This is a genomic window from Stappia sp. BW2, from assembly GCF_008107695.1.
In the GTDB taxonomy this organism is placed as follows: domain Bacteria; phylum Pseudomonadota; class Alphaproteobacteria; order Rhizobiales; family Stappiaceae; genus Roseibium.
In genome coordinates this window covers 975,362-999,881 of record NZ_VIRG01000070.1, presented here as the reverse complement: position 1 = coordinate 999,881, position 24,520 = coordinate 975,362, and the positions used below count along the sequence as shown (strand labels likewise).

At 58.8% G+C, this 24,520-nt stretch carries 20 protein-coding genes; 11 read left to right on the top strand and 9 right to left on the bottom strand.

Going from position 1 to position 24,520, the window contains the following annotated elements; translation table 11 throughout:
* The first annotated feature begins 301 nt into the window (after positions 1-301).
* The 10 genes from FMN63_RS23560 to FMN63_RS23515 all read left to right on the top strand — a co-directional run bounded on the left by FMN63_RS23560 (position 302) and on the right by FMN63_RS23515 (position 10,816).
* Complete coding sequence (locus tag FMN63_RS23560; protein WP_205514256.1) at positions 302-487, top strand: DUF4089 domain-containing protein; 186 nt, start codon at positions 302-304, stop codon at positions 485-487.
* The gene (locus tag FMN63_RS23555; RefSeq protein WP_148586566.1) at positions 484-1,896 is read left to right on the top strand and encodes an AtzE family amidohydrolase; all 1,413 of its coding nucleotides are present in this window, start codon (positions 484-486) and stop codon (positions 1,894-1,896) included. The genes FMN63_RS23560 and FMN63_RS23555 overlap by 4 nt, the downstream gene beginning before the upstream one ends.
* 6 nt (positions 1,897-1,902) lie before the next feature.
* On the top strand, positions 1,903-2,796 hold the full coding sequence (locus FMN63_RS23550; protein ID WP_148586565.1) for a LysR family transcriptional regulator: 894 nt from the start codon (positions 1,903-1,905) through the stop codon (positions 2,794-2,796).
* Positions 2,797-2,986: 190 nt separating this feature from the next.
* Positions 2,987-4,114, top strand: a complete 1,128-nt coding sequence (locus FMN63_RS23545; protein ID WP_148586564.1) for a TIGR03364 family FAD-dependent oxidoreductase — start codon at positions 2,987-2,989, stop codon at positions 4,112-4,114.
* Between the two features lie 9 nt (positions 4,115-4,123).
* On the top strand, positions 4,124-4,906 hold the full coding sequence (gene phnX / locus FMN63_RS23540; RefSeq protein WP_148586563.1) for a phosphonoacetaldehyde hydrolase: 783 nt from the start codon (positions 4,124-4,126) through the stop codon (positions 4,904-4,906).
* Positions 4,903-6,399, top strand: a complete 1,497-nt coding sequence (locus tag FMN63_RS23535; RefSeq protein ID WP_148586562.1) for a sulfatase-like hydrolase/transferase — start codon at positions 4,903-4,905, stop codon at positions 6,397-6,399. The genes phnX and FMN63_RS23535 overlap by 4 nt, the downstream gene beginning before the upstream one ends.
* Positions 6,400-6,489: 90 nt before the next feature.
* The gene (locus tag FMN63_RS23530) at positions 6,490-7,305 is read left to right on the top strand and encodes a trypsin-like serine peptidase (RefSeq protein ID WP_209001286.1); all 816 of its coding nucleotides are present in this window, start codon (positions 6,490-6,492) and stop codon (positions 7,303-7,305) included.
* 167 nt (positions 7,306-7,472) lie between these two features.
* Positions 7,473-8,282 (top strand): NAD kinase, encoded by an 810-nt coding sequence (locus FMN63_RS23525; protein ID WP_148586560.1) that lies wholly within the window; start codon positions 7,473-7,475, stop codon positions 8,280-8,282.
* 143 nt (positions 8,283-8,425) lie between these two features.
* Entirely contained in the window at positions 8,426-8,950 is a 525-nt protein-coding gene (locus tag FMN63_RS23520) for an Hpt domain-containing protein (RefSeq protein WP_148586559.1), read from the top strand.
* 108 nt (positions 8,951-9,058) lie between these two features.
* Positions 9,059-10,816, top strand: coding sequence for a caspase family protein (locus tag FMN63_RS23515; RefSeq protein ID WP_286192746.1), 1,758 nt, complete (start codon positions 9,059-9,061; stop codon positions 10,814-10,816).
* 258 nt (positions 10,817-11,074) lie between these two features.
* Here the strand turns inward: FMN63_RS23515 and FMN63_RS23510 are convergent, their stop codons facing one another.
* The 4 genes from FMN63_RS23510 to FMN63_RS23495 all read right to left on the bottom strand — a co-directional run bounded on the left by FMN63_RS23510 (position 11,075) and on the right by FMN63_RS23495 (position 15,092).
* Complete coding sequence (locus tag FMN63_RS23510; RefSeq protein WP_209001284.1) at positions 11,075-12,142, bottom strand: DUF2336 domain-containing protein; 1,068 nt, start codon at positions 12,140-12,142, stop codon at positions 11,075-11,077.
* Positions 12,143-12,321: 179 nt separating this feature from the next.
* The gene (locus FMN63_RS23505; RefSeq protein WP_148586557.1) at positions 12,322-13,629 is read right to left on the bottom strand and encodes a transglycosylase SLT domain-containing protein; all 1,308 of its coding nucleotides are present in this window, start codon (positions 13,627-13,629) and stop codon (positions 12,322-12,324) included.
* Positions 13,630-13,964: 335 nt separating this feature from the next.
* Complete coding sequence (locus tag FMN63_RS23500; RefSeq protein WP_148586556.1) at positions 13,965-14,567, bottom strand: flavin reductase family protein; 603 nt, start codon at positions 14,565-14,567, stop codon at positions 13,965-13,967.
* A 3-nt stretch (positions 14,568-14,570) separates the two neighbouring features.
* Entirely contained in the window at positions 14,571-15,092 is a 522-nt protein-coding gene (locus tag FMN63_RS23495; RefSeq protein WP_286192781.1) for a nitroreductase family protein, read from the bottom strand.
* 488 nt (positions 15,093-15,580) lie between these two features.
* On the opposite strand from FMN63_RS23495, the gene FMN63_RS23490 reads away from it, so the two are divergent.
* Entirely contained in the window at positions 15,581-16,609 is a 1,029-nt protein-coding gene (locus FMN63_RS23490; protein ID WP_148586554.1) for an RgsD C-terminal domain-containing protein, read from the top strand.
* A 54-nt stretch (positions 16,610-16,663) separates the two neighbouring features.
* Here the strand turns inward: FMN63_RS23490 and FMN63_RS23485 are convergent, their stop codons facing one another.
* The 5 genes from FMN63_RS23485 to FMN63_RS23465 form a co-directional block, all read right to left on the bottom strand.
* The gene (locus FMN63_RS23485) at positions 16,664-17,512 is read right to left on the bottom strand and encodes a lysophospholipid acyltransferase family protein (RefSeq protein ID WP_148586553.1); all 849 of its coding nucleotides are present in this window, start codon (positions 17,510-17,512) and stop codon (positions 16,664-16,666) included.
* Between the two features lie 143 nt (positions 17,513-17,655).
* Positions 17,656-19,626: a threonine--tRNA ligase gene (gene thrS, locus FMN63_RS23480; RefSeq protein ID WP_148586552.1), complete on the bottom strand. Its 1,971-nt coding sequence runs from the start codon at positions 19,624-19,626 to the stop codon at positions 17,656-17,658.
* 137 nt (positions 19,627-19,763) lie between these two features.
* Complete coding sequence (locus tag FMN63_RS23475; protein WP_148586551.1) at positions 19,764-21,230, bottom strand: RimK family ATP-grasp domain-containing protein; 1,467 nt, start codon at positions 21,228-21,230, stop codon at positions 19,764-19,766.
* 4 nt (positions 21,231-21,234) lie between these two features.
* Complete coding sequence (locus FMN63_RS23470; protein ID WP_209001283.1) at positions 21,235-22,416, bottom strand: peptidase C39 family protein; 1,182 nt, start codon at positions 22,414-22,416, stop codon at positions 21,235-21,237.
* A gap of 244 nt (positions 22,417-22,660) precedes the next feature.
* Positions 22,661-24,451: a B12-binding domain-containing radical SAM protein gene (locus tag FMN63_RS23465; RefSeq protein WP_148586549.1), complete on the bottom strand. Its 1,791-nt coding sequence runs from the start codon at positions 24,449-24,451 to the stop codon at positions 22,661-22,663.
* Positions 24,452-24,520: the final 69 nt, after the last annotated feature.

The window sequence follows — 24,520 nt, the reverse complement described above, 5'->3', positions numbered from 1 at the left end:
TGTGCGCGGAGCGGGCTTTCTGCCCGGTCAAGCAGGCTGACGACACGCGGTGAAGCCATTTTCATGTCCTTCGGCCTCGACCGGATTGGTCCTTCTCAGGGTTGCGGAAGCTTGAAAATGAGCCACATTTCCCACCCTTCCGCGCCTTTACGAAGACCAATCCGCCTAAAACCATTTCATCTTCATTTATGAGTCCACACCCCGGGGAAGCTCAAATGACAAAAGGCAAAATCTTCTCTGGACAGCGCCCTGTAGCCTTTGAAAGATGCGTTCAGCAAAATTCGGGATGGAGGACAGCGGGATGGCGGACACGTTTGAGCCCAAGGCACATGTAGCCCACATGGAAAAGATGCTGGGTCTGGCGATCGAGGAAGACTGGCGTCCTGTCGTGGAAATGCATATTGCCGCAATCGAAAAAGCTGCCGAAGCGGTACTGGATTTCCCGCTGGAGGATCACGCCGAAGCCGCGCCGGTCTTTGTCCCATGAGCCATGAAACCAAGGAATTGAACAGCCTCACCGCGGCTCAGACAGCCGCTGCCGTCAACAGTGGTGACATGAAGGCTCTGGAAGCTGCCTACGCGTCGCTCCAGGCGATAGAAAGCCTCAACCCCAGGGTCAATGCCTTTACCGACGTTCTGGGCGAACGTGCCCTTCTTGAAGCGCGCGCCGTCGATGACGCAGTCGCGGAGGGCCGCAGCCTGCCGCTTGCTGGTGTGCCCTATGCAGTCAAGAACCTTTACGATGTAGAAGGCCTGACCACGCGCGCCGGTGCGAAGATCAGCCGCGAAAACCCGCCCGCCACCACCGACGCAACACTGGTGCGCAAACTGAAGGAGGCTGGAGCAATCCTGGTCGGTGCAACGCACATGGGCGAATACGCCTATGATTTCACAGGCGAAAACGCGCACGACGGCATCTGCCGCAACCCTCACGATACCGGCTACATGACTGGTGGCTCGTCCTCCGGTTCTGCGGCGGCAACCGCCGCCGGCATGGTGCCGCTTGCCATGGGGTCCGACACCAACGGTTCCATTCGCGTACCGGCCTCGTTCTGCGGCCTGTTCGGCCTGAAGCCGACTTACGGACGCCTTAGCCGCGCGGGAACCTATCCTTTTGTTGGCAGCCTGGACCATCTCGGTCCGCTGACCCGCTCGGCCGAGGACCTGGCCCTGATCTTTGACGTCCTTCAGGGCCATGACCCGGCTGATCCGGCCCAGACGGACCATCCGGAAATTGAAACCCATGCCCGGCTTGCAGAGGACATCGGGCCGCTGCGCATTGCGGTCGCCGGCGGATACTTTCGCGAGAAAGCCCTTCCCGATGCCCTAAATGCCGTTGATCTTGTTGCGCGGGCACTTGGCGCCAGCCTTGAGATCGACATTCCGGAAGCCGCCCGCGCCCGGGCTGCCGCCTATGTCATCACGGCCGCCGAAGGCTCCACCTTGCATCTCAACCGCATCCTGGAACGGCCCCGGGATTTCGACCCGGAAACGCGTGACCGCTTTCTGGCGGGCACGATGGTGCCGGCCATCTGGGTCCAGAAGGCCCAGCGCTTCCGCAGCTGGTTCCGCGACCTCTTCCGCAAGATCTTCGAAAACGTGGACGTCCTTCTGGCACCCGCAACACCCTTCCCTGCCCTTGCCTCCGGCACCAAGACCTTCACCATCGGTGGTGAAACAATGCCGGCCCGGCCCAACATCGGTCTGTTCACCCAGCCAATCTCCTTTATCGGCCTTCCCGCAGTAACGGTTCCCATCTGGCTGGAAGGTGCAAAATTACCCATCGGCGTTCAGGTCATCGCCCCTGCCTGGCGCGAGGACCTCGCGCTTCGTGTTGCTCACCACCTGGAACAGACGGGGGTCTGCCGCGCACCTGTCGCCAAGATCGCGGCCTGAAGCCTGGTGAAGAAGGAACCGGCGCGCACCGTAGGTAACCTGAGTCTGGCGCAGCTGCGTGCGTTGGAAGCTGTGGTGCGCACCGGGAGCTTCACGGAAGCGGCGAAGGAACTCGGCGTTTCACAGCCGTCTATCTCCAATCACATTCAGGGTCTGGAAAGCCGCTTCAAGACAAAGTTGCTGGTAAAAAGCGGCTATTCCGTCTCCGCAACCCCGGCTCTTGCAGCTCTCTTGCCACGTATCAGGGCCTTGCTGGCATTGGCCGGCGATCTGGAAACAGAGCTCTCCCACCACCGCGCCCTTGCCGCCGGTGAACTCAGGATCGGCTATTCCACATATCAGCTCGCCATCCCGATCATCTCGTCCTTCATGGCAAACCACCCGACAATCGCGATCGAAGCCCGCGCCCTCGCAAGCCAGGACATCGTTGACCTGATCGAAACAGGCTCTCTCGATATCGGCTTCATCACCGGCCGCGAAATTCCGGCAGGCCTCAAAGGGGAATTGATCCTGAAGACGCGCGTTGTTCTGGCAGTTCCTCCAGAGCACCCGTTGACGAAGCAGGAGAATGCTTCCTGGAAAGACGTTGCCGAGCTTCCCCTCCTTCAACGCGAAGGAAGTTCCGGAACCCGCAGACTTTTCGAAGCTGCGGCCACGCTTGCCGGGATAAGGCCAATGACCGCACTTGCTCTCGGCTCCTGGGGATCAATAGCAACACTGGTCAGATCCGGTTCGGGTATCGGCGTCGCGCTGGAAGCGGAAATCAGTGAGCGAGACGGCTGTGTCGGTGTACCCATTGAAGATGCGAACCTCGACGCGAACCATTTTGCGGTCTGGCAAAAGGACATGGACAAGGTGGCAGCCATAGAGGCCTTTCGCGACGGTTTGCCCACTTCATGACAGGTTGAAGTCACCCATCAATCCATAATTAAAAGCTATACAATCACACCCTTGATAGACCTTTAGCAGCTCCCGTGGTTACTTGCCCCGACGCTTTCAAAACTTGGCGCCGGTATCGCCTCCATCGCCCGCGATGAAAGCGTGGCGCTGATTTTCAAACGTCTCCAACACAATTCCAGAGACCTTCTGCATGAAACAGAGATCCTATGACCTTGCGATCGTTGGCGCCGGAATCGTCGGACTTGCACACGCACTTGCAGCGGTCAGGCGCGGCATGAAGGTGGTTGTCATTGATCGCGACAAACAGGCCAACGGCGCATCCATCCGCAATTTCGGCTTCGTGACCGTGACAGGTCAGCAGGCGGGCGATTGCTGGCAGAAAGCGGCCCGCAGTCGTCAAGTGTGGGCGGAAGTTGCAGAAGCTGCTCGCATTCCGCTGTTGCATGAAGGCCTGACGATGACCGCAAGGCTTCCGGAATCCGAAGCCGTCATCGAAGCGTTTCTGAAGACCGAAATGGGAGCGGACTGCCAGCGCCTGACGGCGACCGAAGCTGCGCTCAAGGTTCCACGGTTGCGACAGGACAAGATCACCTGCGCCCTCTATTCCCCTCTGGAAGTGAGGGTGGAATCCAAGGATGCCCTGCCCCGGATTGCCAACTGGCTGGAAGAGGCACATGCGGTCGACTTTCTTTGGCAGACAAGCGTCAATTCCGTCGAAACGCCTAAACTGGAAACCTCCCGCGGAACCGTGCACGCGGAGGCCGTGATAGTCTGCCCCGGCGACGATGGCACGACGCTTTTTTCGGACCGGATCTCCGCTTATGAAGTCACACGCTGCAAACTGCAGATGTTGCGCGTAGCCCCGCACAAACGCATCGACCTTGGCACCGCCGTCATGTCCGACCTCGGCCTTGCCCGGTACCTTGGCTATGCTGAACTCCCCGAGGCAACTCCCTTGAAAACCAGGCTGGACCGGGAGATGGCCGACCATCGAGAGAACGGGATTCATCTGATTGTCGTCCAGTCCGAAGACGGCAGCCTCGTCGTTGGTGACAGCCATCACTACAGCGCCACGCCTGACCCGTTTACCGATAAGATCGTGAACGATTTAATCCTGCATGAGATGGAAACTGTCCTGGATCTTGGACCCTATGAGATTTCGGAAACCTGGATCGGCACCTATGCCTCCGCCTCCGACCGTTGGCGCTTTACCGATGCGCCGGACAGCGCCACCCGCATTGTCGTCGTGACGGCCGGTTGCGGCGCTTCAACCGCCTTCGCCATTGGCGAGGAAACAATTGCCGTTCTCTATGCGTAAGGAACCAAGATGAGCAAATTCAAAGCCGTGGTCTTCGACTGGGCCGGCACCATGATCGATTTCGGCTCCTTTGCCCCCATGGGTGTCTTCGTAAAAGCGTTCGAGACATTCGGCATCAAGGCAACCATAAACCAGGCACGTGGCCCGATGGGCAAACCCAAATGGGACCATATCCGCTCCATGATGGACGATCCGGACATCAGCGCCCAATGGACCGCCAAATACGGCCATGCGCCCACGGATGCCGATGTCGACAAGGTCTACAAGATTTTCGTGCCGATGAACGAGGACGTCGTTGCCGATTTCTCCGATCTGGTACCCGGAGCCACCGATGTGGTCAGGTCGCTTCGCGCCAAGGGCATGAAAATCGGCTCGACCACAGGCTACACACGCTCGATCATGGAACGCGTGCTGCCAAAAGCTGCCGAACAGGGCTATGAACCGGACAACCTTGTGTGTGCCGACGACCTGCCGGAAGGCCGCCCCGGCCCTCTCGGCATGTATAAGTGCTTTGTCGATCTGGTCGCCTATCCGCCAAGCGCGGTGATCAAGGTGGATGACACCGAACCCGGCATCGCCGAAGGCGTCGCAGCAGGCTGCCTGACAGTCGGGCTTGCCTTGTCCGGCAATTATGCCGGCAAGACACCGGAAGACCTTGCTGCCCTTTCAGAAGATGAGGTTGACGCACTGCGCCAGCATGCCACGGTACAGCTCAGGAAAGCCGGTGCGGATTATGTGATCGATACGGTCGCGGATCTGCCCGCCCTGATCGAGAAACTGGAAGCTGTATGACGCGTCCGAACATCCTGCTGATCACTGCGGACCAATGGCGGGGCGATTGCCTTGGCACCGTTGGTCACCCGGTTGTGCAGACGCCGAACCTGGATGCCTTCGCCGAAACCGCAACCGTCTTCGAGCAGCACTACGCGGCAACGGCCTCCTGCTCGCCTGCGCGGGCATCGCTCTACACAGGGCTTTATCAGATGAACCACCGGGTCGTCTGGAATGGCGCGCCACTGGATGACCGGTTCGACAACATCGCCCGCGCGGCCCGCCGGGCCGGGTATTCGCCGACACTGTTTGGCTACACCGACACCGCGCCGGATCCGCGCCAGCATCATCCGAACGATCCTGTCCTGTCGACCTACGAAGGCATTCTGCCCGGCTTCCAGGTTCATCAGCCTCTTGCCGAGGATGAAAAGCAATGGCTTTCCTGGATGGCGGCACGCGGCCACGATCCGGCCGGTTTCCCCACCATCCATCATGTGGAACCAGAGGACGGGGAAAAGGTCAGCCTCCGGTCGGCCAGATACTCCAGGGATGAAACCCAGACCGCCTTCCTGACGAATGCTTTCCTCACATGGCTCGGTGAACAGGAGGAAGACCGGCCGTGGATGGCGCATGTCTCCTTCCTGCGCCCGCATCCGCCTATCGCGGTTCCTGCCCCCTATCACACCCTGTATGATCCGGAGGACGGTCCCGGCTTTTCAGGTGCGCCGACCGCAGCCGAAGAAGCTGCATTTCACCCCCTGGTGGCGGCCTTGCAGGATTATCAGCAGCTCGCCTCCCATCTGCCCGGCACCAAAGACCTCGTGCGCGATTTGACGCCGCGCGATCTGAAACGGCTTCGTGCGCTCTATTACGGCATGATTACCGAAGTGGATGCTCAGCTTGGCCGGATCTTTCAGGCGCTGGAAGCCCTCGACAACACGCTGATCATTTTCACGTCCGATCATGCGGAAATGATGGGCGACCACTGGATGCTTGGCAAAGGCGGAATTTACCGTGAAAGCTATCACATCCCCCTGATGATCCGCCCACCGGGAAAGACCAGCGCGACCCGGGTCACTGCTTTCACATCCTCCACCGACATCTTTCCCACCCTGCTGGATCTGCTGGACATTGCCCCTGAACACGCCCCCGACGGCGCAAGCTTGATACCGTATCTTTCCGGCCAAACTCCTCTCTCCTGGCGGGATGCCGCCATGTGGGAATTCGACTACCGGCAGTTTCTGAAGAAATGGCCCGGCGAATTCCCGGCATCTGCCCATGAGGGTTCACCCGCAGCGCTGTGCCGCCTTGGCCGGGACTGGCAATTCGTGCATTTTTCCGGATTGCCGAATATTCTGATGAAGGCGGCCTCCACGCAGGGTGCTCCGGTCAACGAGGCCGCGCAATATCCGGAACAGGTTATTGCCAACCTCAATGCGCTGCTGGGAGCCAGAATGTGCCACAACGACGAAACGTTGGCCCGCTCCCTGGTCTGGGACTACTACCGGGAATAGCCCGGCCTTTCGCCAGTCCGCTTAGGTCCGCATTAAGCTCCAAGCGCCAAGATGAGCCCTTGAGGAGGGTGTTGGAGCATGCAGGCGGCGATGCAAAACAATCGACCTTTTAGATTTGCGGGACGGATAGCACTACGCGCTATCGCCCTCACCGCACTCGCCCTGCTTTGTTTCAAGGCTGCATCCGCGACGGCAGCCGAACTAAAGGTCATCGACTCGACGGAGGCTCCCTGGACATCCATCGGCCGTGTCAACTTCGCCGGGTTCAAGTCGACAACCATGTGCACCGGTACGCTGATCGCGCCCGATCTCGTGCTCACCGCCGCCCATTGCCTTTACAACAAATCGACAGGCAGACCGTTGCCGGTTGACGACCTCCTGTTCATCGCCGGTGTTCGCCGGGACGAATACTCTGCCCGTCTGGTTCCTGCTTGCGTGCTCATCGCACAGGGCTACGAACCTGCTCAAAAACCCAAGCTGCAGGACATTCACAAGGACGTCGCCGTCATCGTACTGAAAGAACCAAGCACCTTGCAGCCCGTTCCGGTTCTCGCTCTGGAAGAAGCGGCGATCCTGACCAGGGAGACAAGATTTCAATCCGCCGGCTATCGCCGGAGCCGCCGTTTCCTGCCCACTGTTGTGCCTGCCTGTCGCGTGCTGGGCACCACGGAGGACAGTTGGGTGACGGATTGCGCTTCGGAAGCAGGCGCGTCTGGCGGGCCCCTTCTGGTCGCAACCCCGAACGGGCTCCGGGTGGCTGGTATCATGTCTGCCAGGATCGATGATCTCCGCTCAGCCATCGTGCCTTTCTACGGATGGCAGGACCTTCTGGCAGACCCGCACTGTCCAGCACAAAGCCCACCTGAGGCCCCGCCCCTCAGACCATCTGTAGATGCGCACGACTGATGCCCGTCCGCCGCGCAAACACTATCCGGACGGAAAAAACAAATTTTCTCTGCACCTCAGCCTGTCGCCCGGTTATGGTGCTACTTCCGTAAGTTCGGTCGGATGCCTTTTCGCAATGCCAGCAGGTTCCGGCCGGCAGACTGTCAGACGCAAAGACTCCCCGGCTCATGTACCAATCAGTGCCTCCTTCCAGTGCCGAACACTTCCGTCCGGTTTCCACCGAGAAGCTTGCCTTTGTAGCCAGCGACACGGAGGAAGCGCTCAAGGCACGGGAAGACCTGTCCGTCCGATACGGCAATGTTCCGGTGGCCGAGGCTGATGTCATCGTGGCGCTCGGTGGCGATGGCCTGATGCTGCAAACGCTTCACAGGCATATGGGCAGCGGCAAGCCGATCTACGGCATGAACCGCGGCTCCGTCGGCTTCCTGATGAACGAATACAAGGAATTCGATCTGAAGGACCGACTTGCCCTGGCCGACATCACGACCATCCGTCCCCTGGAAATGACGGCGACAACCGCAAACGACATTCATCATGCGCTGGCCATCAATGAGGTTTCTTTGCTGCGTCAGACATCGCAGGCCGCCCGGCTGCGCGTATCCGTCGACGGCCGCGTCCGGCTGGAAGAGCTTGTTTGCGACGGCATCATTGTCGCCACTCCCGCCGGAAGCACCGCCTACAATCTTTCTGCACATGGGCCGATCCTGCCGATCACCGCCCAGCTGCTCGCGCTCACCCCGATCAGCGCTTTCCGGCCACGGCGCTGGCGCGGCGCGATCCTGCCCAACGGTGCAAAGGTCGACATCGAGATTCTCGATCCCTTCAAGCGCCCGGTCAGTGCATCGGCGGACCACACAGAAATCCGCAATGTCACCCATGTCGCCGTGCGTGAGGCGCCGGAGGCGGAAGGCGTGATCATGTTCGATTCCGATCACGGCTGGGACGAGCGCATCCTCACAGAAATGTTCCGCTATTAGGGTCAGGACATCCTTACGGAAACATACTGTTAAGCATGATTGTCGATACTGCGGGGCGCAGGCTCTGGCAAACGGTGCTCAAGACATGCTCTTGGGCGCACTCAATGCCAGACCAAGCCAGGATATAGAGGACATTTGCCGTCATGGCCGACACTGCCAAGGACCAGGAATATGAAATCTTGTCCCCGCCATCGGACTTGCGCAGCAAGGTTCGGGAATTGACGCCCCGCGAGGCGAAGAAGTTCGATCCGGTCAAGGCTGCGGAAGCGGCGCTGGCACGCTTGTCATCCCACTTCGGAACATGGATGGACAACGAAAGCGCCACCCTGCTCCGCGCCTGGGAAGCCGTTCGGACCGAAGGATTGAACGACGAAACCTTGGCCAGCCTGTTTCAGGCCGCGCATAACATCAAGGGCCAGGCCCTGACACTCGGCTTTCCGCTGGTCGGTCAGGCAGCTGCCAGTTTCTGCCACCTGATCGAAACCGTGCCCTCCCCCGACAAGCTGCCCCTGTCTCTTGTCGAACGCTACGTTGAGGCCATTCGTGCCATGGTGGCCGAAGGCGCAAAGGACGAAGCCAACAAGACCGGTGTCGAACTGCTGAAAACCCTGCAAGGGGTAACGGAAGAATATCTTGCACAGTTCCCGCCGCAACCGGACGAAACCTGACGTCTCGCAAGACCGGTTCTCAAACGGCGTTCCTGCAGCAACGTCAAACAGTTGATTGACACAGAATTCAGCCAGACATAGCATTCCGGTTATTCTTGGAGATTGGCCGTGAAACATTTTTTCTATGTCTTTTTTCTTTTATTGCTGTCTTTGAATTCCGCACAAGCCGAACGAAGAGTAGCCCTCGTGATAGGCAACTCGGGCTACGCCAACGTCGCGGAGTTGAAGAACCCCTATAACGATGCACAGGGCATGTCGGAAAAGCTCAAGGATCTTGGGTTCGATGTGGTGACAGGCCTTGACCTCAGCCTCAGGGACATGCGCCAGACCGTGCGCGCCTTCATCAAGAAGCTCGACAAGGCTGATCTTGCCCTGTTCTTCTATGCAGGTCATGGCATTCAGGTAAATGGCGAGAACTATCTTGTCCCAGTCGACGCCCAGCTCGATACCCATCTCGACCTGGATTTCGAAACGCTGCCAGCAAACCTCGTGTTGAATGCCATGGAGCAGAGCACGAAGGTAAATCTGGTCTTTCTGGATGCGTGCCGGAACAATCCCTTCACAGAGAACCTTGCCCGGTCCATGGGAACGCGATCAAGCGCTGTTGGCAGAGGCCTTGCGAAGATCGGATCCGGGGTTGGCTCCCTCATTTCCTTTGCCACGCAGCCGGGAAATGTCGCGCTTGATGGCGACGGCAAAAACAGCCCGTTCACATCTGCCCTGATCAAACATCTGGGCACGCCCGGGCAGGACGTTACCCGCGACCTTGTGATGGTGCGTCGGGACGTCCTGGAAGCCACCAAGGGACAGCAGGTCCCCTGGGACAATTCCTCGCTGACAGGTGAAGTCATCCTGAAAGCCGTGGAAGTTGTCGAACCGCCGGAAGAAAAGAAACCGACGATCAACCCGCAGATTGAGCTGACCTATTGGGACAGCATCAAGTCCGGTCAGAATGCCGCTTATTTCGAGACCTATCTGTCTCGCTACCCGGAAGGTCAGTTCGCTGATATCGCGCGGATCCGGATCGACGAAATCAATGCGAAAGCGGAGCGTGACAAGGCCCAGCAGGCCAAGCCGGATACGACGGCCGAGATCACCTACTGGCAGACGATCCAGAACTCGAACCGGCCGGAGATGTTTGAAAGCTACATCACCCGGTATCCCAAGGGGATCTATGCCGACCTTGCCCGGCTGAAAATCGAGTCGATCAAACGCCAGGCCGAAGCCGAAGAGCGCCGAAAGGCCCAAGCCAAGGCACAGGCAGAAGCCCAGACCATCGCTTCGGCGGCGAACACCTCAACTGAAAGAACGGCAACCAAGCCGGCTGACGAAATCACCGTTGCTGCGCTGACACCCGACGAAACACCGGCAAGCGTCTCCCCAGCGCCGGTAACACCGCTCTCGCCTGAGGAACTGGCAACGGCTCTGCAGACCGAGCTCAACCGGGTCGGCTGTTCCGTTGGCCGTGTTGACGGAGACTGGGGTAACAAAAGCCGTCGGGCGTTGAGGACCTACGGGCATGAAGCGGGCATTGATCTTGCCTCACTCGACCCGAGCCCCGCCATTCTGGATCAACTCAAGAAATCAACCGGACGCGTTTGCCCGCTGACCTGTGGACGGAACCAGGAACTAAAGAACGGCCGCTGTGTTGCAACCAGAAAGCCTGACCCTTCTGGCAACAGCAAGAAGTCGAGCACAACCACCAAAACCGCCGATAGTTGCCCGAAAAGTCCGACCGTTTATGGCAACAAGATCATCGGGATGGTGCCCGGTGTCGGACGACAGACATTGACGCACCCCTGCGGCAGAAAGCTTGCTTGCAAAAGCTCGAAGGCCAGTTGGATATTGAACTGCCATTGGCTTTAATCGCTCGGCTGAAGCTAGATTTTTTGAACGCTTAAAGCTGCGTTGTTCCGGCAAGCCCGCGATCTGAAACAAGACCCCGGTGCGGCGTGGAGCGTTTTGCGGATAGGCACATCCCCCGGCGCCGTCTTTATAGACGGCTTCGAACGGTTGGGGTGTCAGCTTACATACAGCCTAACACCTGTCCGTGGTCGCTGCCCGAAAACAAGTGCGCCTTCGAACATAGGCAGACATTTGCTGTTGCCGGATCGCAAAAGCGGCTCAAGCGGCCGCTGTCACCCGTAACCCGCTGTTCTTGACGAGTAGCCGTGCTTCCAGGCGGGCAACATCGATGGCGAAGCGGCGCAGGAACGCGGCAACGTCTTCGTCCGCCCCCAAGGCACCGTCCTGCATTTCGGACAACAGCGTTTCCGTCAGCATCCGGGCTTCGTCCAGCGCCAGGTCGTAGGTGAAATCGGCATCCGCCTGCCGGGCGATATCGATCGCCAGAAGGAAGGCCTGGTGCGCGCGCAGAGGCAGACCAGCCTTGCGGAGCATGGCTTGCAGCGCCGACCGGCGAACCGTCACCAGAAGCTTGCACAGCCTCGGCAGCGGCACCTGGCCCAGGTTGGCAAGCGCTGCAGCGAAAAACCGTAACCGGCCACAGCAGACGGCGCGCAGCAACAACCTTGTGGTCAGCTTTCCGTTGAGACGCAGATGCTCGACGAACTCCGGCAGATCATCCGCACCGGCTTCCAGAGCGAGCCGCAGAACGACCTTGTCTTCCGCATCGCTCAGGAAGGTGTGGCGCTGGTTTTCCGGAACCCGCTCCAGAACGATCGGATGATCGTCAAGGTTCTGCGCGAGCCGCATCAGCAACTGGTAACGCGTGGTCAGCGGCAGATCCCGGGTTTTCAGAAGCTGGTCGCATAGATCCGGCCGGTCTTCGAACCTTTGCGCGATACGCAGAAGCGAAGACTGCAGAATACGCGCACTCCTGTTTTCCAGAAGCTGCCTGCAGGCCTGCTCGCAGCCAACCTCACAAATCGCGGCGCACACCGAAGCCGGCAGTCCCTCGCGCGAGGCAATGGCGCATTGAACAGCATCGCTGCCTTCGGCAAGTAGGTCGACCAGCTCAACGTCTGTCAGAATGGGGGAGTTTTTCAGAACCGGCAAAGCCACTTCGTCTACATCGCTTGCAAGGCAACGCACCACATGACCGGGAGCATAGCTACACGACGCGAGCATGTTCGCTATCGCCTTGCGGACGCCGCGGCTGGGATCGTCGAGAAGGATGGTCAGGGCTGCTGCCATGCTGATCTGTTCCTGGCTGCCCGGTTCGGCTGCCAAATAACGGTCCGCGAATTCTTGCGCGGCCCGTATATCCAAGGATCGCTCGTCAACTTCGTTCAGAGGGTGAAAGTCGTATGCATTCATGGCGGTAAAACAATCTTCCCAAGTGTCGAGTGTTAGTCTGACACCAAAGGCTTAACGATCGGTTCACCATAATTTTGCCAGGTTCTCCGGCCTCAGGCCGGAGGTAACAGGTCCTTTTGCTCTTCTTCGGCTTTCTGGCGGAGGAAACGTGTCAGATCCAGCGGTCCACCCTGATTCACCAACGCCAGTTCCTGCGCCTGAACCTGGTTGGAAGCTCCGGACAGGGCGCTGTAACGGGCGGCCTCTTCCACCGCCGCAAAGGCGGATGCGAATCGCGGATTGACGCCAGCCTGGTTCGAAGCCTCATCATTGCGGAAAAGAGCTTCAAAGGGGCTGGCCGTTTCCGTCGCCTGGAAAGCGGACAGAACTCTGTCGCCCGCGTCGAAATTCTTGCCGTCGCCAGCAGTCTCACGCGTGTTTTGCGGAACCGGACGATTCGACGTTACCGCCCCGGTGGTCTCTTCCAGAAAGGCGGCGCTCGCCGTTGAGGTTACACTCTCGTTCACGGCCCGCTCTGGCAACGGCACATCGGCCTTCGCCAGCTGAAACAGCTCTTCCTGTGGCAACTGGGGCCCGGCCGAGTCGGCCCTGGCAATCTGCCCTGGCCCCGCGGGCTTGGATCGCATGGCAAAGGCCGCTGCCGGGTCTCCTGCCAGATGATCGAAGGATCTCTGATTGATCGTCGCGGCACCTTCCGCAGGCTTTGCATTGGGAAGGGTCGCAACCTGTCTAAGCTCGCCGGAGGTCCGCAGGTTCTTGTTGGTGCTGGCCTGCGCAATCATTGTCACGGCGTCATGTTTGGAAACGATGACCTCGTAGACTTCCTGCATCGACCGGGCTTTGCCATTGGAATGATAGAAGATCGGCTTGTTGGCGCGGGCTTGAGAGGAAAAAATCTTGTCGGCACGCATGTCAGGGTTGGCATCGGCGGCCCCAATCAGTCTGCTGGCCCCATTTGCTCCGAGAAAATGAGCCATATAGAGCTCGCCATCGGTTGGAGCGCGCCCGATTCTGCGCTCCAGATACTGGGCGTTTTTCTGTGTAAGCGCCCCAGCCATCATCGAAGAGATTTCCGGGTCCTTGCGCAGCTCGAGAATTTCCCGCCGCATTTGCGGGTCGCTCACATAGAACTTTCCGTTTCTGGATCGTTGAATCTGATCAGAGTATTTATCAAGACCGTGTTTCGGACCAGCTTCCTTCATTGTTTCCAGCCAGGTGGATTCAATGAATTGGAACAACCCGGTGGCGCTGGATGTCCTGGCCTTTGCCGTGGGGTTGAATGACGATTCTCGCGCAGCTGTCTTGACCAGATAGTCGAATGACGTACCCGTTGATGTACTGGCAGACTGAAACGCAAGCTCGATCCTAGACGCGATCGAGGCGGTGTCAGCAACTCGCATGACCCTGTCTCCTCGACGGAACCAAATTATCACTTCGTTAACCTTCAGCGTTAACTTTCACGCTCAAAAGGTTAACAAAACCTTAACAACACACAGGCGGTGATCTAGGCAACTACAGGCGGGTCTTTTTTCTTTTGGGCCTGGATAGATCTACTTATGCCGAAAGCCGGTAATGTGGACAGCCAAGCGGCGACCGGCCATTTCCTTTGGAAAAACACGCCAGGAAAAATTCGACTACTTTATTCAAATAACGCCGAATTCCGTGAGTCGGCAAGTCGGAAAAAAGGCGCCGACACAGCCGGCGCCTCAAATAGCTGCAATCATATGAACCGGCGTCAGGCCTTGGGCCGCCCCATCTGGAACACCTCGTTCACCGACGCATAGTCCATGTAGCCCAGACGAGACAACGGCTTGTAAAGCGTCACATCCACCATTCCGTCAACGAGAATGCTGTCGTCAATGTGGACACCCACAACCTGGCCGAAAACAACGTAATTGTCCGTTTCGCTTCCAGTCAGTGTCTTCAGCCGCAGCGTCTGAAGGTGCTTGCACTCCAGTGCAGTGACGGCCTTTGCCACCCGTGGGGCTTTCACCAGGTGCGAGGCTGCGGTCTCCAGGCCCGCCAGATCGAACTCGGACACACCGTGTTCAACGCCCGCGGAAGACTGGTTCATCTCATCCTTCAGGCCGAGGTTGGCCATATTGCAGACGAACTCGCCGGTCGCATCGATATTGGAAACGCTGTCCTTGTATCCGCTCGAGGAGAACATGACGATTGGCGGGGTATCGCACACAGCATTGAAGAAGCTGTAGGGCGCCAGATTGGCTTTTCCGTCCGCATCCAGGCTGGAAATCCAGCCGATCGGGCGCGGGGCGACAATCGCCTTGAACGGATTATGCGGCAGGCCGTGGTCGTTTTTTTCCGTTTCGTAAAACATGGGTCAGTCGGTCTCTGTCCAGGTGGAAACAATGTCGGCAAGGTTGGGGCGTGGGCGCTCGAAAGGAGGCTGTGTCGGGGTCCCTATATGAATGAACCCGGCAAACCGCTCGCCGTCGCGCGCGCCCAGATAACGGGCGGCTTCTTCGTCAAAAGCAAACCATTCTGACAGCCACTGCGAGGCAAAGCCCGAAGCTGCCGCAGCCGTGAGCAGATTCATGCAAACCGCTCCGGCGGAAAGCTCCTGTTCCCAGACCGGAATTTTCGGGTGCTGGGCGGCCTGGCTCAGAACACCGATGACCAGCGGACCACGGGTAAACCGGGTCAATTCCTTTTGCCGCTGCTCGCTGTCGAGCGGACCGTTGAGAGCTTCGTAACGATCCGCCAGCCAGACCCCGATCTTTTCTCCCTGGTCCGGCCGGTAAAGCACAAAACGCCAGGGTGCCAGCTTGCCGTGGTCGGGCACGCGCGCTGCAATGGTCAGAATATCGTTGATCTGTTCCTCGGTTGGTCCAGGCACCGTCATGGTAACGCACGGGTGCGAGCGCCGATGCCTTAGGAACTCCAGAGTTGCCGACGATCCGGCGCTGTTACTTGGCATGAATAGATCCTGTCCGCCTGTTGCAGTCGTACGATCCACGTAATTCATTGAACGTAATTGTCAACTTTGATCGCGGGGTCTTGAATTTGCCCAATTTTCGGGCGCAATAAGGGACAACATTGTAATGCGGTGAATCTCGGGTATGTCATCTTGGTTTCTCGGATGGCCTTTCTGCGATGGAAATGCGAAAATCGCAGTGCAAACAGAAACATAGTCATTTCCCTGTGCCCGGTCGAAGCGCACAAGGCAAACCGGGCCGGATCTCAAGGGTCGGTTTCAGGTGACGAATGCCTCAAAAGGCTGGTAAAAGTCTGCGAGTCAAAAATGATAACGAAGTGGGCATGGTGAATTCAGATCCCCTTTCTGGCCGGTCGGTTTGGAAGCGTGCTGTCAAAAGCAGCGCTGTCTCCTTGATGCTGAGTGCCGTCATCGCTATGGGCGCAGCACCTGCCTCGCTGGCACAGACATCGGACGTTCCGCCGGTTCCGCTGGCAAAGCCGGATCCCAACGCCCCCTCCACGCAGCCTGAAGAACCCATCATCAATCTGCTCGACCGCGAACCGGAACCTCTCTTTTCCGACACGCTTGTTCCCTATGCCCCCGCCCGAGCCTCCTCCCCCGGTGTCAAAGGCGGTTTGCGGCAAGGCGCACTTTACTTGATGGCGAAGCTGACCCCAGACAGCCCTCCGCTGAATGACGGTCTTATCTGGCGGATCTATTCGGAGACAACCAATGCGGACGGACGTCTGCAGCTGGTTGCAACGTCCAAGGGCGGCGATGCGGAATTTCGTCTCGACCCGGGCACCTATCTGATCCACACCGCCTATGGCTACGCCCAGGCAACCAACCGCATCGTCATCGGCAAGGAAGTCCAGTCGAAAATGGTGACGCTCAATGCGGGCGGTATCAAGTTCGGCGCGGCCCTCAAGGACGGTGAAGACCTCGATGATCGGGCTGTTGCCTTCGATCTCTATGGCATGGAATTCAACCAGCGCGGCGAGCGGAACCTCATCGCCAGCAACATCAAACCGGGCACCATTCTCCGTCTCGGCGCCAATATGTATCACATCGTCAGCAAATACGGTGATGTGAACGCGGTCGTCCGCGCAGACATCCAGGTGCTGCCGGGCAAACTCACCGAAGCAACGATCTTCCACAAGGCCGCCGGCATCACACTCAAGCTGGTCAACGAACGCGGCGGTGAAGCCATTGCCAACACGACCTGGTCCGTTCTGAGCCCTGGCGGCGATGTCGTCGTGGAAGCAACAGGCGCTTTCCCTGACTTCGTGCTGGCTGAGGGTGAATACGAAGCGCTCGCCCGCAACAACGGGCGCACCTATCTGCACACCTTCCAGGTGGAGCCGGGAGAAGACCGGGAAGTGGAAGTGGTCACTTCCGTCAGCGAACTGGCAAGCCAACAGCAGTCCAGCATCAGCAACTGAGTTGCCGTGGGCGCTCAGCCTGCCGTCAATTCAGTATTGAGTGCGTGAGTGTGATTACTGCCGCCGGCCCAACAAGCGCCGGCTCCGTGTGGCTGGCGCCATCTCCAAGACCTTCGTCTGCAGGAAATCCATGATTTCCTTCTGATCCCCAAACCCGGCCAACGTTTCAAACGGAATTGCCCTGCCTGCGCGCGCCGTCATCACGGAACCGAGGATACGGCGGAATTCGCGCACGAGCAGTGCCAGCCGAAGGGTCAGAGAATATTTGCTCACCAGCTGGAACAGCCAAGAGTTCTGCCCATCGAAATACAGTGGCAGAACGGTCGCCCTTGATGAGCGGATCATCTTCGCGGTGAAGGTCTTCCACGGCAGCTCTTCGGCCTTTCCGAAAGGCTTTGCCGCCGTTGCAACACCGCCGCCCGGAAACACGATGATGGTCGTGCCTTCCTGCAGGAGACGCAGAGCCTCCTTGCGGGTGGCCATATTGGTCTTGAGGGCTTCCTTGGTTTCCTCGAAATCGACCGGCAGCGAGAACGGCCGGACCTCGGGCACCTTCAGCAACTCGTTATTGATCAGGATCTTGAACGGGCGACCAAGCTTTTCAGCAAGCGCCAGGATCGCAAGACCATCGCCAATGCCATAGGGATGGTTGGCGATAAGCACCAACGGACCTTCCGGAAGGTCCTTTGGCGGCCATTCACCATCGGCAACCGAAACGTTGAGATTGATAAGGCCAAGAAGGTCATTCCAGATGTAATCGGATGTGCCGACCATCGTCTCCTTCCACACCTCATAGATGTTGAGCAGCTTCCGGCGGCCGGAGAGCCCTTCGATGGTGCGGATGGTCCAGCGCTTCAGCGGCGGATGTTCCGGATTGGCATAACTGAATTCAGCGTAGTTCACGGCAGTCGTTTTGACCCTGATGAAACGGTGACTAATCCGGAACCCAATACCAGACTTCCTGTTTCATGATTGTGACAGCACATTGCCCTGATGTCAGGGCAATGTGCAAGCTGTCAGATTTTCCCTTAATGCCAGGGAAAACCTTACTTCAGGTCCGGCGGCGTCGCTTCTTCGACAAACGCTGCAATCGCCTCGTCCAGCCCCATCGGGGTCTGGTCCTTGGAGCCAAGACGGCGAACGTTCACGGTCCGCTCCTCGGCTTCACGCATCCCGCACACGATGATCACCGGAACCTTGGCCAGCGAATGTTCGCGGACCTTGTAGTTGATCTTCTCGTTGCGGAAATCGGTCTCGACCTTGAGACCTTTCGCCTTGAGCAGATCCGCCACTTCCTGGCCGTAGTCATCGGCTTCCGAGGTGATCGTCGCGACCACAATCTGGAGCGGAGCGAACCACAGCGGGAAGTGCCCGGCGAAGTTCTCGATCAGGATGCCGAGGAACCGTTCCATGGAACCGCAGATGGCGCGGTGGATCATCACCGGCGTCTTCTTCTCGCCGTCCTTGTCGACATAGAAGGCCCCAAAACGCTCCGGCAGGTTGAAATCGACCTGCGTCGTGCCGCACTGCCACTCACGGCCGATGGCATCCTTCAGGGTGTATTCGAACTTCGGACCGTAGAAAGCGCCCTCGCCCGGCAGAATGTCGGTCTTCACCCGGCCACCTGACTGAGCTTCGATCTGCTTCAGCACATCGGACATGATCGCTTCGGCATGATCCCACGCCTCGTCTGTGCCCACGCGCTTTTCCGGACGGGTGGACAGCTTCACCACGATCTCGTCGAAGCCGAAGTCCTTGTAGACCGACAGAATCAGATCGTTGATCTTCAGGCACTCGTCCGCCATTTGCTCTTCGGTGCAGAAGACATGGGCATCGTCCTGGGTGAAGCCGCGCACGCGCATCAGGCCATGCAGAGCACCCGACGGTTCATAGCGGTGCACCATGCCGAACTCGGCAAGGCGCATCGGCAGATCGCGGTAGCTCTTCAGCCCGTGCTTGAAGATCTGCACGTGGCCTGGGCAGTTCATCGGCTTCAGCGCGAAGATGCGCTCGTCCTCGGCTTCCGGATCGGCACACTGCACGGAGAACATGTTCTCCTTGTACCAGGTCCAGTGACCGGAGGTTTCCCAAAGCGACGTGTGCAGCACCTGCGGCGCGTTCACTTCCTTGTAGGTATCCTTCAGAACCCGGCGCTTGTAGGCGATCAGGCTCTGGAACATGTCCCAGCCCTTCGGGTGCCAGAAGACAACGCCCGGGCCTTCTTCCTGGAAGTGGAACAGGTCCATTTCCCGCCCCAGCTTACGGTGGTCGCGCTTTTCGGCCTCTTCCAGCATATGAAGGTAGGCCTTGAGCTCCTTCTCGCTGTGCCAGGCCGTTGCGTAGATGCGCGTCAGCATTTCGTTGTTGCTGTCACCGCGCCAGTAGGCACCGGCCACCTTCATCAGCTTGAAGGCATCGCCGATCTGCCGGGTGGAGACCATATGCGGGCCACGGCACAGGTCCAGCCACTGGCCCTGCTTGTAGATTTTGAGGTCCTGACCTTCCGGAATCGCGTCGACAAGCTCGACCTTGTAGTCCTCGCCCTTGGCAGCGAAATAACGCTTGGCTTCGTCGCGGCTCCACACTTCCTTGGTGAACTGGGCACCCCGGGCAATGATCTCGCGCATCTTCTTTTCGATGACCGGCAGCTCTTCCGGCGTGAACGGCCAGTCGGCGCCCGTGTCCGGATGGACGCGCTTGAAGTCGTAATAGAAGCCGTTTTCGATCACCGGCCCAATGGTCACCTGGGTACCGGGCCACAGCTCCTGCACGGCTTCAGCCATGACGTGGGCGGCATCGTGACGGATCAGTTCAAGGGCGCGGGGATCGTCACGGGTGACGATCTCGATCTGGTGATTGCCGCTGATCTGGTCGGTGAGATCTTGCAGTTCCCCGTCGAGGGTCATGGCCACGGCCTTTTTGGCCAGCGACTTGGAAATGCCTTCGGCGACGGCAAGACCAGTGGTGCCTGCCTCGTATTCGCGAACGGAATTGTCGGGGAAAGTAAGTTCAATCATCGGTTTTCTCCTGCTCACTCCTGCAGACAAGGCAGGTAAGCTGTTCAAAGGAAATGGAACGAGCCGGGCATAAGGGATTCAAACTAATCCGGCAACCTTTTCCGAAGCATTTCCTTGAATCTGGGTCCGGTGTTGCTCTAACGCGCCTCCAGGCGGCGCACAAACCAGCGAATGAGCTGATCCCAGACAGCATCCTTTTCGGCAAGATCTTCAACCCCGTGATCGAGATTGGGATTGTCGTTGACCTCAATGACCACCACCCGCTCTCCGATCACCTTCAGGTCGACCCCGTAAAGACCATCCCCAATCAGGCGGGCTGCCCGTACGGCGATATCGATGACCGCCGGTGGCGTTTCGGCCATGGAAACAGTCTTGAACCCGCCCTCGACGGCTTTCTTGCCGGTCTCGTGCCGCACGATCTGCCAGTGTTTCTTGGCCATCAGATACTGGCACGCAAACAGCGGTTCGCCGTCCAGCACACCGATGCGCCAGTCGAAATCCGTCGGGCAATACTCCTGGGCAAGCAGAATGGCGCTTTCCTGGAAAAGCTCTTTCAGCTTCTCCTTGATGGCGTCTGCACCCGTCACCCGGAAAACACCGCGGCTGAAGGAGCCGTCAGGGATCTTGAGAACGATGGGTGAGCCGAGCCTGGCCTCCAGGTCACCCGCTTCTTTCAGGGAAGACAGGACGATGGTCTTGGGCGTCGCGATGCCGTGGCTTGCCAGAAGCTCGGTCAGATAGACCTTGTTGGTACAGCGGATCATCGACACCGGATCGTCGATCACCGGCATGCCTTCCTGCACGGCGCGCCGGGCAAACCGATAGGTGTGATTGTCGATGTTGGTGGTCTCGCGAATGAACAGGGCGTCGTATTGCGCCAGCTTGTCGAGATCGCCCTTCCCGATAGGCACGACTTCAACTCCGTGGCGCGCGGCCACCTTGGCCATGTGCTTCAGCGAGGCGATGGAAGACGGCGGCAATTCTTCCTTGGGGTCGGAAAGAACAGCCATGGAATACTTCATCAAGGCGCGTTGTTTCGGAGCCCGCCAGGGACGTGTCGTATAGCTTTCCACCGCAGCCAGAAAATGCGCACGTTCTTCCGCTTCAAGATCGTTCACCGCCAACACGCGGATCCGCTTGATGCTGCGCCACTCGCCCTCTTCCAAGAGCACTTCCAGCACCGGTGCCCGGAACCAGTCGAACAGCAGCCGGGCGAACGGTTCAAGCGCGGGATCACCGACCTGGCCGAGGTAGACCAGCAATCTTGTAACCGCACCGGCAGCTTCGGGCGCCATCTTGCGCAGGCAGCGGTTCAGCCGGTCTTCAAGTTCCGGCAAGGCATGCTGATAGAGCTGCTTGCGGGACAGTTCGATCATGGTCTCGACAACCGGCACCACCCGGTGCTGGCGCGCTTCGGCCAAAAGAGACGCATAATAGCCCGCGCCCTGATAGGCGTAGGACCGGGCCAGGTTGAGAATGGTCGGCTTGGCACCGGCAAACAGTTTTGGATGCGTCAGGTACTCACGCACGGTCATGACCTTGTGCGGTGTATCCGTGTTGGAGAGATCTTTGAGGTGGTCGACCAGAATGACCCAGGAAGACATTGGATCAGGCGTCCTTTCGTATCAGGATTTGAGCACGGACCGCGGTTCTGCCCCAACGGGCCATGCGGTCGAATTCGGCAAAGGGAATCGGAAGATTGGCAGCATCCGCCGGGCTTTCATGGCGCTCTCGCTCCAGCCACGGATCATGAATGATCAGGTGGCGGTCGTCCGCGTCGTGCACGAGCACCCAATGAGGAACTTTTTGACCAAACATGCGGTAGCCGGAGATGAGCGCGATCGCCAGCGTTCCGGCTGAAATCTCGGCAGCAAGGGCCGTTGCTTCCAAAGGGTTTTCCGAACGGGCAACGCCAAGCTCTTCGGCTTCTGTGCGATAGCCTTCCTGAACCAGTGTCAGCACCTTCCGCTTTTCCGGGTCGCGGACGGAGTTGAGAAACAGAAGATCATCGGGAAACAGCCGAACCTCAACGGCAAGCCCGCGCCGCGCCAAGGCATTGGCAAGCCCAAACGGGCCGCAGCCACCATGCCCCGAGGCGAGATAGATCGTCGTCGCCTCCCGCCAGAGCGTAAGCTCGGTCAAGGGTTCTGCCGGCACGGACCGGTCAAAATGCCGTGCCGCCATCAGCGCACAGGCAGGTCCACAGGTGAATTCGGTGGTCTGGGAATAATATGGAGCGTTTCCCGTGCCCAATACCGGACCATGCAGCAGCTTTTCCATGCGCAGCGCAGCGCAGCCGTCCTCGTAATAGGCCTCCACCTTGCCAAGCATGCGGTAGCCGCCACGCTGATAAAGCGCGATGGCGGTCTCGTTGTCCGCCCGCACCTCAAGCCGCAGCACAATGCGCTCGCTGTCGAAGGCGGCAGCCTCGGACGCTTTCAAGAGCTTTGCCCCGAGCCCCTGCCCCCGGCAGACAGGATCGACGGCCAGCGAATATAGCCTTGCCAGCGCCGTGCCCTGGCGCAAAAGCAGCAACGCGTAACCGACCAGCCCGTTCGGACCGATGGCTACCAGAAGCCGTGCGCGGGGGCTGTCCAGAAAACGCTTGAAGCTTCGCCGGGAAATGCGATCCCCGGCAAAGGCGGCGTTTTCAATGCGGAACAATTCGGCAAGGTCGCCGGGCTCGGCAATGCGAATGAAAGTGTCCCCGGTTTCGGCCTGGGGCAAAGCCTTGTCCATGGTGCCTAGAAAGACCCAGTGTCCGGTGTGCCGCGCCCGGTCTCCATCCAAAATTGGCGACGGTCCTGAGGCAGTGTTAAAGCTGCGCGGACCGGTCGGCGGCCTTTGCGAAATACACCTATTTGCGCCTGCTGTCTTCGAGAATTTTCGCAGCGGCAACACATTTTCCAAAACGCAGGAAACAAGGGAAAATACGTTCCTCAGTTGTCCTTGTCGCCACCGCGGAGATCATCATTGCGGCACTGGGAATGACCTCTGGCTGGCGGCTCCTTCGGCGCAAGGCTCCCCCTATCACTCACAAGGCCGTAGCCGCCTTTGCCCGATCCTTACCGGCCTTGGAGAGCGCTGCATCGCGAAGCTGTTTGGCAACCGCTTCCGTACCGCCACGCGTTTCCCGGATCATCGCCAGATCCTCCTCTTCGCTCCGGTTCATCGGCGCGATGGCAAGGTCGGAATAGGTCCGCCTGTCAGGCGATGCCTTGACCTTCCGGTAGATCCGGTAAACCCGCCAGACGGCGGACAGATAGGTCCAATGTTTGGCGACGATTTCAGCCAGATAGCGCGGATAAAAGGTAAGCGGATTTTCAAGCGGCAGGCCACCGCGTCGGTCGGTTCGGAATTTCAGGCGGAAGTAACCGCCCTCCAGCGGATGAACGCCCTCGCATTCGACCATCAGCTTGAACCACATCATCAGAAACAGCTTATTGCCCGGACGGCCCTTGCGGTGTGCAGCGGCCCGGCGCAGCACCGTCTCGATGTGGCCATCTGAATAATAACTCGCCCAGGCCTGCCGATAGGCGTCCTCCCAATCCTCGTCGCTCATTTTCGGGTGATGGTTCACCCGGTGATTGAGGTCATACTTGTTGAGATCGGGATCCATCCAGATGCCTTTGTCGAGCAGCACCTTGTGATCCTCGGAACCCGGCAATGGTGTCAGGTAGAAGAACTCGAGCAGATCGAGAGGAAGCTCTTTCTTGATGATCTCGACGTCATGCAGGACCGACTCTTTCGTGTCCCCTGGAAACCCGATGATGTAACCGGCATAGGTGGTCGCCCCGTGCGCCCGCCATTTCTGCAGCATCTCGCGGTATTCGGTGATCTTGTTCTGCCGCTTTTTGGCAGCAAGCAGGTTGTCCGGATTGATATTTTCCAGACCTATAAAGACCCGGTTCACCCCGGCCCGGGTCGCCTTCTCGATGAAACCGTCAATCCGGTGGCAGAGCGTATCCACCTGGATGATGAACTTGATGTCGAAGTTCTCCTGCTCCCTCAACCGGATCAGGCGGTCGAAGAGGGGTTCCCATTCCCGGTTGCGGGCGAAATTGTCGTCGGTGATGAAGAAGCGGTCGATGCCCTGCGCGACGTTGTCGCGAAAGATCTGCTCCAGATCATCGGCTGACCGAAACCGGCTCTTGCGGCCCTGCACGTTGATGATCGTGCAGAAGGAACACTGGAACGGACAGCCGCGGCCAAGATCGAAACTGGAATGCGATCCGGCCGTGAAGCGAATGTGCTGGGAAGGCAGGATCGGTGTCGGCTCCCCCTCCAGCGACGGCAAATCCGCCATGAAGTTGTAGAGCGGCTTCAGATCTCCAGAAAACGCATCGCGGAAGATGTCGTCCAACCGCCCGTCCTCGGCCTCGCCGGCAAAATAGACGACCCCTTCCTTTTGCAGCTGCACCATTTCTTCCGGCATTTCATCGAGCATGGAAATGCAGCCGGAGACATGAAACCCGCCGATGGCAACCGGGAGGCCTTGCTTCAGGAAAGTGCGCGCAAGGTCGCCGGCGCGCGGAAACTGATTTGATTGAACCCCGACCAGCGCAATAAGCGCAGATCCGCCCGCTTTTCGGATTTGCCGGGCGATCTTGTCCGGACGAACCCGTTTGTTGGTTTCATCAAAGGTGTGAAGATGGATGCGGACGCCCGTTCCGAGCACCTCACGGTTCCGCGCGTTTTCTGCCAGTCCGTTCAGACTGGCAAGTGTGTTGGACGGTATCGCAGAACGAAGCCACTGGATCGGGTAGCCATCGTCGTCATAATGAGTTGGCTTGATCATTATGAAATGGAAGTCGCGTACGCTCATTCTTCCCTCCGCCTACTGGCATGAGAAGCAAGCGTTGCATTGACCTAACGTCAGGTCAACAACTGGTTG